At 70.5% G+C, this 11,970-nt stretch carries 3 protein-coding genes; all 3 read right to left on the reverse strand.

The window, feature by feature from the left end:
• Window positions 1-48 precede the first annotated feature (48 nt).
• The gene (locus ACFQ7F_RS42470; protein WP_383283820.1) at window positions 49-4,620 is read right to left on the reverse strand and encodes an amino acid adenylation domain-containing protein; all 4,572 of its coding nucleotides are present in this window, start codon (window positions 4,618-4,620) and stop codon (window positions 49-51) included.
• Between the two features lies 1 nt (window position 4,621).
• A complete protein-coding gene (locus ACFQ7F_RS42475) occupies window positions 4,622-8,884 on the reverse strand; it encodes an amino acid adenylation domain-containing protein (RefSeq protein WP_383283823.1) in 4,263 nt (1,420 codons plus the stop codon).
• Window positions 8,885-8,987: 103 nt separating this feature from the next.
• The coding region (locus ACFQ7F_RS42480) for a type I polyketide synthase (protein ID WP_383283826.1) at window positions 8,988-11,970 on the reverse strand (2,983 nt) is incomplete at its 5' end.

The raw sequence follows: 11,970 nt of genomic DNA on the forward strand, positions 1-11,970 counted from the left end.
GCCCGGGTGTGGTGACCCGGGCCGTGCGCTTTACGTGGTCGTGGGACCTCACCCCTGCCCGCGCGTGGCCAGCTCCGTGCACAGTTCCGCGATGGTCGGGTTGTCGAAGAGCAGGTCGGGGCCGTCCTCCGCGCCGTCGGAGAGACCGAACTCCTGCTGCAGCCGCCCGACGATGCTGACCGCGTGCAGGGAGTCGCCGCCCAGCTCGAAGAAGTCGTCGGTGACGCCGAAGTCATCGTGTCCGAGGGCCGCGCTCCAGATGGCGAAGACGGTCCGCTCCCGGTCGTCGCGCGGAGCGATCCGCTCGCCCTCGTCCACCTCGTTCCACGGTGAGGGCAGCGCTGTGCGGTCCACCTTGCCGTTGGCGGTGAGCGGAAGACGGTCGATGAGCATGAGATGGCGCGGAACCATGTAGCCGGGGAGAAGTTCCTCAAGGCTGTGGCGGAGCGCCTCAGGGTCGAGGGCCGTCACCGCGTCGGCATCATCGCCGCCCGGGCGCTGTGCGATCAGCACTTGCTGGCCGTGGAAGTCGACGGTCGCCTCCGCCCCCGGGACAGCCGCGAACCGCGTGAATCCGGCGTCCCCCAGGTGCCGTTGCCAGGCATCGACGGAGAGCAGCGGGAGCCGCTGTGGCCCGTGATCCTGGGCGAGGGCTTCGATGAGGCCCACCGTCACCAACTGCTGGCGCGAGTTGACCGTGCCCTCAAGGAGAACGAGCAGACCGCCGGGTGCCAGGACGGAGCGGAGTCGGTCAAGTGTCCACGGCAGATCAGCGGCATCGTGCAGCACGTTGGCCGCTATGACGATGTCGACGGAGCCGGGCGCCACGTCTTGCTGCGTCGGCTCGCGGTCGATGTCGAAGACTCCGTACTCGACCCCGGAGCAGTGCTGGAAGCGGGTCTTGGCCAGAGCCGTGAAGTACGTTGACACATCGGTGAACGAGTACTGGGCCCGGCCCTCGGGCAGTGCCTCCAGGACCGCCGCCGAGGTCGCGCCCGTGCCCGCGCCCACCTCGAGTATCCGCACCGGTCCGCGTTCCTTGCCGCGGTTGCACACGAAAGCGCGCACGCCCTGGGCGAGCACACGGTTCTGCAGCGTCGACACGGCGTTGTCGGCGTACAGCGCGTCCGTCACCTTCTGGTTGTCGCCTTTGAGCAGGAGTTTCAACGGGCTTGTCCGGCCCTTGAGGATCTCGGTCTGCTGCTCGGCGCAGTCGGCGAAGTAGCCGGACAGGACAGCCTCGCTGCCCTCGAAGTCCAGGGCGGCCAGGCGTGCGCCGACCCGCTCGTCCAGGTCCACGACGTCGAGCGCCGCGTCGGCCACGTACACCCCGGGCTCGTCCCCGGCCCGCAGGACACCGTCCGCGGCCAGGACGCCAAGCCAGCGGCCCACCGTGCCGCGGTATCCGGGCCTGATGCCGCACCGGTCCACGATCTGCGCGGCGGACGCCGCCTCACCCTCGGCCGTGAAGACGCCAAGGCCGGCGAAGGTGCGGGCCATCAGGGCGGGCGAGATGTCTTCGAGCGTCTCCAGCATCCTGCGGTACTCCGCCAACGGCGCCGAGAGTTCCAGGGTGTCCTGCTCCGTCCGCTCCGCACAGGCAGCGAGCACCGCGTCCCAGCCCCCGTCCGGGGCCGCGCCCGCTCCGCCGTCCGAGCTGCCCGCGACGGGAACGACGTGGGCCACGAGCTGCCGGTGGCCGGTCTTGGGGCTGGTCTCCACACCCGCGACCGCATCGGCCACGCCCGGTCGGCGCAGCAGCGCGGCAGCGATCTCCCCCAGCTCGATGCGGTAGCCGTTGACCTTGACCTGGTGGTCCGACCTGCCGAGGAACTCGATGTCACCGCCGGGGAGATAGCGACCGAGGTCGCCGGTCCTGTACAGCCGCTCACCAGTGCGCGGATGCCGCACGAAGCGCTCCGCCGTCCGCTCCGGATCACCCCAGTACTCGCGAGCCACGCCGGTGCCGCCGATGAAGATCTCGCCCGTCGACCAGACCGGACAGGGCTCCATGGCGGTGTCGTACACGTGCAGTGTCTGGTTGGCGAGCGGCTTGCCGTAGGGGATACGCGTCCAGTCCCCGGGCACCTCGCCGATCGGGTAGCACACCGACCAGATGGCGGCCTCGGTGGCGCCACCGAGGCTGATCACCTCAGCCTTGGAGTGCTGGCCGCGCACGGCGTCGGGCAACGGCACCGGGATCCAGTCGCCGCTGAGCAGCACCAACCGCACCCTGGACGCGGGCAGTGCGGCCCCTTCGACGCGTGAGTCCACCCAGGCCTGCATGAGCGCGGGCACCGAGTTCCATACCGTGATGCCGTGCCGCTCCGCGAGCTCCGTCCAGTGCGCGGGGTCCTGGGCGCGGCCTGCGGAGGGCATGACGATGGTGCCGCCCGCGGCGAGCAGGCCGAAAACGTCGTACACGGAGAGGTCGAAGCTGAGCGCCGACAGCGCGAGCACCCGGTCGGCGGGGCCGACCTGGAAGCGGGTGTTCATGTCCTGGACGGTGTTGACGGCCGAACGGTGGTCGATCGCCACCCCCTTGGGCCTCCCGGTGGAGCCCGAGGTGTAGATGATGTACGCCAGGTCGTCCGGGTCCGGCTCCGTGTCGAGCGGTTGCGCGCTCGCCCCGGTGACCTCCGCGTCCTCGAAGGTGACGGTGCGCACCCCCTCCGGCCAGTCGAAGGCCTCGCGCAACGACGGAGAGGTCACCACGACGTGCGCGCCGCCCTCGTCGAGCAGTTGGTCTCTGCGGGCCTGCGGCCACCCGGGCTCGACCGGCAGATAGCCCGCGCCCGACTGCTGCACTCCGATCACCGCGGCGACCTGTTCCCAGCCCTTCTCCAGGACCACACCCACGACGGAGTCGGCCTGTGCACCCAGCGCCTGGAGGCGCCGCGCCAGACGGCGCGCGTGCCGCACCGTCTCGTCGTACGTCAACTCCCGCTCGCCGTCGATCACCGCCACCGCGTCCGGCCGCAGCCGTGCCTGCGCCTCGACCAGGCCGCACAGGCTGCCGCTCGGCAACTCGGCGGCCGTGTCGTTGGCGCGGTCCCGCTCCTCGGCCTGCCACGACGGAAGCGTCACGGGTGAGCCTGGTGCGTCCCACGCCGTGGGCTCTTCCACGAGCCGGTCGAGCGCCCGGCAGTACACGGCGAACATGTCGTCGAGCATCCGCTCCGGGAAGAGCGCCTCGACGGTGTCCCAGTTGAAGAGCAGCGCCCCCCGCTCCTCGGACGTCTGATGATCGAGCCACACCTGCGGTGTCTGCGTCAGGCCGTGCACCTGCTCTCCGAAGAAGCGGATGCCGTCCGACGGGTCGCTGTCCGGGGAGCCGAGCACCAAGGCGCTGGTGAAGACGACCGGCATCGCCGCGGCCGGCCCACCGCCAAGACGCCGTGCCCGCTCCCGCAGCACCTGCACGCCGTTGTACGCCATGTGCTCGAGGTCGCGCATCAGCTGGCTCTGCAAGGTCTGGGCCCGCTCGGCGAACGTGGCCCCGGCGTCGTACCGGTTCTCCAGCATCGTGAGCGTCGTGAAGTCCCCGATGACGTCGTTGATCTGGGGATGCACGGGGGGTCGGTTGAACAGGGTGAGGTTCAGGGTGAAGTCGGGCTGTGCCGACCACAGCCGCAGCGCGTCGCCGAACGCGGTCATCAGGACCGCCGAAGGCGTCAGGCCGCGCTGCTGGGCGGTCTCCTTGAGGGCGCTCCACCGCTCGCGTGTCAGGCTGCCGGCCCGGCGGGTGAACTCGGTACGGGACAGCTGTCCGGGCCGGAGCGCCAAGGGCAGTTCGGGTGCGGCGGGCAGCGAGTCGAGGCGGTCCAGCCAGTACGCCTCGTCCTGTCGGTAGCGGGCGCCGGAGCGGGACGCAGCCTCGTGCAGGACGTGGTCGCGGTAGGACAGGGCCAGCGGTTCGGGGCTCCACGACGGGTCCTCGTAGAACCGCCGCCACTCGGCGAACAGCACGAACAGGCTGAGCCCGTCCAGGATCAGCACGTCGATGCTGATGTGCAGCCGCAGCCGGTCGTCGTCGAGAAGACAGGCCCGGATGTCGAACATGGGGGCGCGGTCGGCGGGCAGGACCTGGTGATCCAGCTGCCCGCGCACCTCCTCGATGCCGGCCCGCTGCCCCTCCTCGCCCGCGTCGCGCAGATCCCGCACGGCGATCTCGTACGGCGGTACGTCACGGAGGATGCGCTGCCTGCCGTCCGGCTGGACGACTGCGCGCAGCATGTCGTGGCGGGCGACAACCTTGCGAAGCGAAGTGGTGAGACGCTCCAACTCGAGTCCTGTGCGCTCCAGTTCGAAGTAGAGGTGGGTGGAGACGCCGCCCAGGTCGAGCGCCGAGCCGCGGCCCACCCAGTAGGCGTGCTGGATGTCGGTGAGCGGGAACGGCTCGTACCGCTCGTCGGGTCGGGGAGTCACGCCCGGCTCGTGACCCACCGTGGTGGTGCTGCCCTGCCGCAGCAGCGTGATCAGATCGTCCTTGTCACGCTTCAGGTTCTCGCGCAGCTCGTCGGTGAGTGCGCCTGCGGGGGCGACGATGTCCAGGCGGTCACCGGCCAGGCGCAGCTTGATGCCGCGCCGGTGCAGCTCGGACAGGAGTTCCTGGGACATCTCAATTCTCCTTGGTGGTCTGGTGTGCGGGCACCGACGTTGAACGTGTGATGCTCGGCGCCCCCAGCTGGTCGATCGCATGAGTGACGGCGGTGACGGCGGTCGGATCGGCGAGCAGGGTGTAGTGCGTACCGGGGATCGCCATGGCGCTCGCCCCGGCCCGCGAGAATCCGGACCAGCCCCAGTCCGAGGCAGCGGTGTGCGGATGCCCGGCGAACTCGCTGACCACGCCCTGATCGGCGCGCAGCACGTCGATCGGCGCGTCGATCACGCCGCCCCGGTAGCTGTTGCAGGCCCGCACGACACCGCGGAACACCGCGAGCGGGGACACCAGATCGCCGGCGTCGAGTCCCGTGTCGGGCAGCCCGTTGGCGCAGCCGATGGCGAGCGCACGGGCGATTCTGTCGACGTCCCGCATTCCGTCCAGGCGGCGCACCTCGTCGAGCGGCGCGTGCCCTGGCTTGAACCCGATGCCGAGGTCCTCCAGGAACCATACGAGCAGCTGGGCATCGTCGACGTCCCTGGTGAGGGACGGGGCCGGCGAGTCGAGGACCACGACGCGTTCGACCGCCTCGCCCTGTTCCTCCAGAAGGCGTGCCGCCTCGAAGGCGATCACGCCACCCGATGACCACCCACCCAGCAGGTAGGGGCCGCACGGCTGGACGTCACGCAGTGCGTCGACGTAGAGCCGGGCCAGCGAGTCCACGGTCGAAAGGGGCTCGTGGCCGGTCGAGGGGCCCGGGGCCTGGAAGGCGTACACGGGCCGGTCGAGGAGCTCGGCCAGCTGTCGGTAGCACGCCACGTTGCCGCCCGCCGGGTGCATCAGGAACAGTGGCTCACCGCGCGCGGCCCGCTCCCGGCCGCGCAGGGTGACCAGCGCCGTCCAGGCACCCTGAGCGGTCTGCAGACTCTCCGCGAGCTCGGCGATCGTGCGCCGTTCGAGGAGCAGCCCGAGTGGCACCCGGTTGCCGGTCCGCCCGGTGACCTGGCGCAGTACGCGCAGCGCGGCGAACGACTGCCCGCCCAGATCGAAGAAGTCGTCGTGCACGCCGATCGGGTGCACGCCGAGCACCGACTCCCAGATCTCCGTGAGCAAGGCCTCCAACGGGTTCCTTGCCGCTGTGCGCTCGCGATCCTGCCCCGCTTCCGGGCGGGACAGCGACTCAAGCGCGCGCCGGTCCAGCTTGCCGTTGCCGGTCAGCGGAAGGGCGTCGAGCAGAGCGATGCGGCCGGGAACCATGTAGTGCGGCACAAGACGGCCCAGCTGGGCCGTCAGCTTCGCCACCCAGGCCGTGCCGGAGACCTCCGACACGTCCGCACGCCGGTCACGGACGACGAATGCCACCAACTGCCGTCCGGATGCCGCGTCCGGAGCGACCACCACGGCCTTGCCCACACCCGGACAGGAGAGCAGGGCGTGCTCGATCTCGCCCAGCTCCACCCGGAACCCCTGGATCTTCACCTGAAAGTCCGAACGCCCCAGGAACTCGATGGTGCCGTCCGGAAGATAGCGGCCCTGGTCGCCTGTCCGGTACATCCGTTCGCCGGTCCGGGGATGGCGCACGAAGGACGCCTCGGTCTTCTCCGGGTCGTTCCAGTAGCCAAGTGCGAGGCCGCGGCCGCCGATGTACAGATCGCCCGGTACCCACACCGGTGCGTCCCGCCCCGAGCCGTCAAGCACGTGCCAGCTCTGACCCGCGAGCGGACGACCGTACGGAACGCTCGCCCAGGCGGGATCGGGTGCGTCCACCGGATGGCAGATGGACCAGATCGACGCCTCCGTCGCGCCACCCAGACTGATCACCCGTGCGTTCGGGGCGACTTCACGGATCCGGCCCGGCAGGTCCACCGGAATCCAGTCTCCGCTCAGCAGCACCGTACGCAGCGACGGCAGCCGCACGCCGGCCGCGACCGCCTCCTCCACGAACAGTTGCATGAGGGCGGGCACCGAGTTCCACACGGTCACGCCGAACGAGCGCACCGTGTCGATCCACGATGCCGGATCGGTCTGCGACGCCGCGGGGAGCACCAGGGAGGCCCCCGCCGCCGCCGCACCGAACACGTCGTACACCGACAGGTCGAAGCAGAGCGAGGAGACCCCGAACAGCACGTCGGACGAGGTCACCCCGAAGCGCCGGTTGATGTCGGCCACCGTGTTCAACGGGCCGCCGTGATCCAGCATCGCGCCCTTGGGCCTCCCGGTGGAGCCCGACGTGTAGATGATGTACGCCAGGTCGTCAGGCCGCCGTGTCGCCGCCCCCGGGTGCGCATCGGGCGCCTCCCGCCGCCGCGCGCACTCCTCGACCGTGACCAGCGGCACTGAGGCCGCCTCCGCGAGCCGGTCACGGAGCGCCGCCGACGTCACCACGGCCACCGCCGATGTGTCCGCGAGGACATAGCGGATACGGTCCGTGGGCCACTCCGGATCGACCGGGACATAGGCGGCGCCCGTCGCGAGAACACCGTGCACGGCGGCTATCTGCTCCGGGCTCTTCGACAGCGCGACCGCCACCACATGGCCGGCGCCGGCTCCGCAGTCACCGAGTCGCGCGGCGATCTGCAGGCTCCGCTCCCGCAACTCGCCGTAGCTGACCTTCGCGTCGGGCCCGATCACCGCCGGTGCGTCCGGCTGCGCGGCCGCCGTGCGGGGCAGCACCTCGTGCAGCAGCCGTACAGGCGGTTCGCCCGCCGCGCCGAGCGCCTCTTCGTTGATGGCCGCGCGCTGCTCGCGCTGGGCCGCGGGCAGCAGGTCGAAGTCCCGTTCCCGCCAGGCGGACTCGTCCTCGGCCAGGCGCGTCACCAGCAGGCCGTACGCCGCCAGCATCTCCTCGATCATCCCGGCGGGGAACATCGGCTCGATGGCGTCCCAGATCACCCACAACCGGCCGTCCCGCAGTTCCCAGAACTCGGTGTCGAGGAGGGTCTGCGGCGTCTCCAGGAGGCTGTAGCCCGGCGGATCGGCGGGGCCCACGAACAGCGCGCTGCCCACGGCGAAGGGACACACCGCGCTGCCAGGTGTCTGCCGCACCTGATTGAGCGTTTGCAGCACCTTGCTGCCGCTCCAGTAAGTGTGCTCCGTATCGGACATCACCCGCGCCTGCAGTCGGCGTACCCGCTCCTCGAAGCCCTCCGGCTGACGCCAGTCGACCTCCAGTGGGTACAGCGACGCGAAGTTGCCCAGGATCTCCCGCATCTGCGGATGCAGCGGCAGCCGGTGCGTGATCATGTTGTTCAGCAGGAAGTGCCGTGAACCGCTCCACTGTGCGATGACCTCCGCGTGCGCCCCGAGAAGGACATTCGTCAGGGTCAGGCCCCGTGCGTCCGCCCGCGCCTGCAACGCCTCACGGATACGGGGTTCGAGGAGCAGCTCACGCCGCGACAGTTCCGACCGGCGGCGGCGGACAGCGCTGCTCACCAGGGGCAGTTTCGGCGCGGACGGCCAGTCGGCCATCCGGTCGCACCAATACTTCTTCGACCTCTCACCGAGTGGGGACGCCTCCAGCTCGGCCAGCGTCAGTACACAGTCCCGAAAGGCCACCTCGAGCTCGGGCAGCTCGTCGTCCGGGTGGTGGTAGTAGTGCAGAGCGTCACTCAGCAGCCGGAAGGCGCTCGGCGCGTCCGCGAACAGGTTGTTGTTGTTGTAGTGGAACCGCGCCCCGCGCTCCCCGTACAGACTCAAGTGCGGTGTCAGCCAAGGCCACTGACAGTGTGCCGGCTCCTGCCGCTCCATCTGCTCACGGAGCGCCAGCATGGCCCGCTCGGCCTCGTCGGCGGGCAGACCGCGCAGGTCCGACACGGTGAACTCGACCGGCGCCGGATCACGCACCGTGCGCAGCAGCATGTCTTCGTCGGCCACCACGAGGTTCTTGCGCTGACGGTGCACCGCACGGTGGAAGGCCTCCTGGAAGCGGCCCGCGTCCAGCTCGTCGAAGTCGAACTCCCCGTACTGGTGCGGACGCACATAGAACTCGAACCCCTCCCGGCTGCCCATCAGGAAGGACTGCTGCAGGTCGGAGGGGGCGAACGGCTCGTAGAGCCGCTCCGCGTCGTGTTCCACCGTGGGCAGCTCGCCATCGGCTGCCTGCGAGCCGCCCGCCGACCGAGCGAGCCATGCCACGATCTCCTGCTTGTGACCCGCGAGCCGTTCCCGCAGGTCCGCCGTCAGGCTGCCGCGCGGCGCCTGCACCTCAAGGTGGTCACCGGTGAGCTTCAACTTGATACGTCTGTCGGCCAGCTCGTCCAGCAGCGACGAAATCCGGTCCATTCCTCCCGTGCTCAACTGGGGACCTCTCTCCTGTGTCGTGGTGCGTACGAGGGTGCGGGCGTGGATGCGGGGACTCGGTGTTCGCGATGTCGCGCGCCGTGCGTCACAGCGTCAGCACCTCGGTCTCCGCCGAGTCCTCCACGGCGTCGTCGTCAGCGACCAGCACGCAGCGCAGCGCCAGCTGGCGGCAGATGAACTCGGCGATCTCCAGTGCCGGCCCGCCCCCGAACAGGAGGTCCGAAGGCACATCGGTGGAGGTGTCGGCCAACAGCCGGCCGCGCAGTCTGACCGTCGTCAGTGAATCGAGGCCCAGGACGTTCAGACGGGTCGCCGCGAAGCGGGGGCGCAGCTCGTCGCGCTGCTGTTCACCGAGGCCGAGCAGCACCGAGACCATGTCGAACAGCTGGCCGAGCACGGCGTCGCGGGCCTGCTCCGGATCGGCCGCCATCAGCTCCGTGAGCTCCTCCACGGACCGGTAAGTCTCGCCGGACGTCCAGGGGTTGCCGCCGAGCGGCAGCACTGCGCTCAGCAAGGTGTACGGCACCGGGCGCGCCGTCACCGCCGCATAGCGGTGCCAGTCCATGCGGGCCAGACCCACATGAGCCGGGGTGCCTGTGGACAGTTGCTGGAACGCCTCGAACGCCTGCCGCGGCGCCATCGCGTCCACGCCCGTGGCGGCGAGTCCCGCGAGCGACCCGCCGCGGGCGGCCATGCCGACCTCGCCCCAGGCGCCCCAGCCGATGCTCAGCGCGGGAAGACCGAGCCGTTCACGATGAGCGGCGAGGGCGTCGAGAATCGTATTGGCCAGAACGTAACTGGACTGACCCGCAGCGCCGGTCATCGCCGTCATCGAGGAGAACAGCACGAACAGGTCGAGATCCCCGCAGGCCCGGTGGAGATGCCAGGCACCGCCGGCCTTCGGATCGAGCACCCCCTGGATCCGCGGCCCGTCCAGCTTGTCGAGGACCGCATCGTCCGTGACACCGGCGAGATGGAACACACCGCGCAGGGCGGGCAGCTCCTCCCGTACGAAGGAGACAAGCCCGGCGACATCGTCGGCCCGCGACACATCAGCCCTCCGCAGCTCGACCCGCACACCGTCGGCGCGCAGCCGCGCCACCTCGGACGGCACCTCCTCCGGAACGTTACGGCCGGCCAGCACGAGCGACGTCGCCCCCTGCCGGGCGAGCCACCCCGCCACTTCCAGACCGATGCCACCGAGACCGCCGGTGACGAGATACGTCCCGTCGGTCCGTACATCGACGGAGGGCCGTCCACCGGTCGAATCCCGCTCCGTGATCCGCGCCTCGAACCACCGACCGCCGCGCTCCGCGAGATGCCCCGCGCCCGGCAGCTGCGCGGCCCGCACGAGCGCCTCGCCCAGCGGCGGCACCGGCCCGGACGGGTCGATGTCGACCTGGACGCACCGTAGATCCGGGTGGTCGGAGATGACGGCCTTCGTGGCACCGGTCAGGACGGACTGCACCAGCGACGACACACTGCCCCCGCCCGAATCCGGCAGCTGGGCGGCGCCCGACGAGCGGATGACGACGCCGGGCCGCTCGTCGGCACGGGCGCGGAGGAAGTGCTTGAGGAGGAGAAGGCTGTGCAGGGCCAGGCGCTGGACCTCGGCGAAACCGCCGTCCCCACCCGCGTCCTCGTCCGGGCCTTCCGTGGCGGAGACACCGTTCAGGACAAGCCCCGCGAGGCGGCCACCCCCGTCGGCGCCCAGGGCGTCGAGCTCGCGGCCGAGACGCTCACCGAAGAACCGCTCCAGCTCGGACTCGGACTCCACGTCCACGACGAAGGGACCACTGAGCACCGCGCCCTCGTCGTCGGCCTTGGCACCCCACCTGACGATGCGCCCGCACCAGCCATCGGTCGGGGCGTCGCGATCCACCACGAGCCATGGGCCGGGCGCCTGTTCGGCGGATTCGCCGGCCGTGACGGGCGGCACGAAGGGCGTCCACTCGACGACGTACTGACGGGGGCGGGTGACGGCCATGCCGCGCAACGCGGTCGCGGCGACCGTGCGGAACCGCAGCCTCTCGACGGAGGCGAGCACCTCCCCGGACTCCGAGATCAGGTCCAGGTCCATCGAGCACTCGCCGGACTTGTCGACCCCGTGCCAACGGGCGTACGCCCATACGCGGTGGGGCAGCCGCCCGTACACACGCATCCGGTCGAGCCCCACGGGCAGCCGCAGCGTCTCGTCGCCTTCGGTGAACCCGGCGACGACGTGGAAACAGGCGTCGAGGACGACGGGATGCAGGGTGTACTTCTCTGTGTCCCGCGCGATGTCCGGAGCATCGACCACCACCAGCGCGAGCGCTTCGGTGCCTGCCCCGGAGCGTCGGAGCTGCTTGAGCGCGCGGAAGGCAGGACCGTACTCGACGCCGATCTTGTGCAGACGCTCGTAAAGCCCGTCGGAGTCGACGACCGGGACCCTGGCGCGCAGCTCGTCGAGGTCGACATGGTGCACGCCGTCGGCGACGGGGGAGGCAAGCGTCACGGTCAGGTGCTCGGTCCAGGGCCGGGCCTTCTTCCCCGTGGCGGGCTCGTCCGGCCGGCCGAAGCAGCGCACCCGGTATCCGTCCTGTTCGGGCACGACCGAAGCCTGGACCTTGATGGGCACGTCGGAGCCGAAGTGCAGGAAGTCGTTGAAGGTGACGCCTTCCAGATTCACCCCGGTGTTTGAGCCCACGTCAGCGGCGCTCTGCACCCCCGCGACGGCCCACTCCAGCATCGCGGCGGCCGGGAGTACGGCAGTGCCGGCGAGCCGGTGCTGATCGATGAACCAGGGCCGATCCGCCTCCAACGCCCGGGAGAACCACTGCCCTTCACCGACGGCGAGCTCGACGGGCTCGCCGAGAAGCGGGTGACCGCTCTCTGCGTGCTGGAGAGTCGGGGAGTGGGGGTGGATCCAGTAGGGCTGGTGTTGGAAGGGGTAGGTGGGGAGTTTGGTGGGTTGGGTGGTGGGTGTGGTGGGTGTGGTGGGCCAGTTGGTGTGGTGGTGGGTGTGGTGGTGGGCGAGGGTGGTTTGGAGGGTGTGGGTGGGGGGTTGTTTGCGGTGGAGGGTGTGGGTG

It is taken from the genome of Streptomyces sp. NPDC056486 (assembly GCF_042795295.1).
GTDB lineage: Bacteria > Actinomycetota > Actinomycetes > Streptomycetales > Streptomycetaceae > Streptomyces.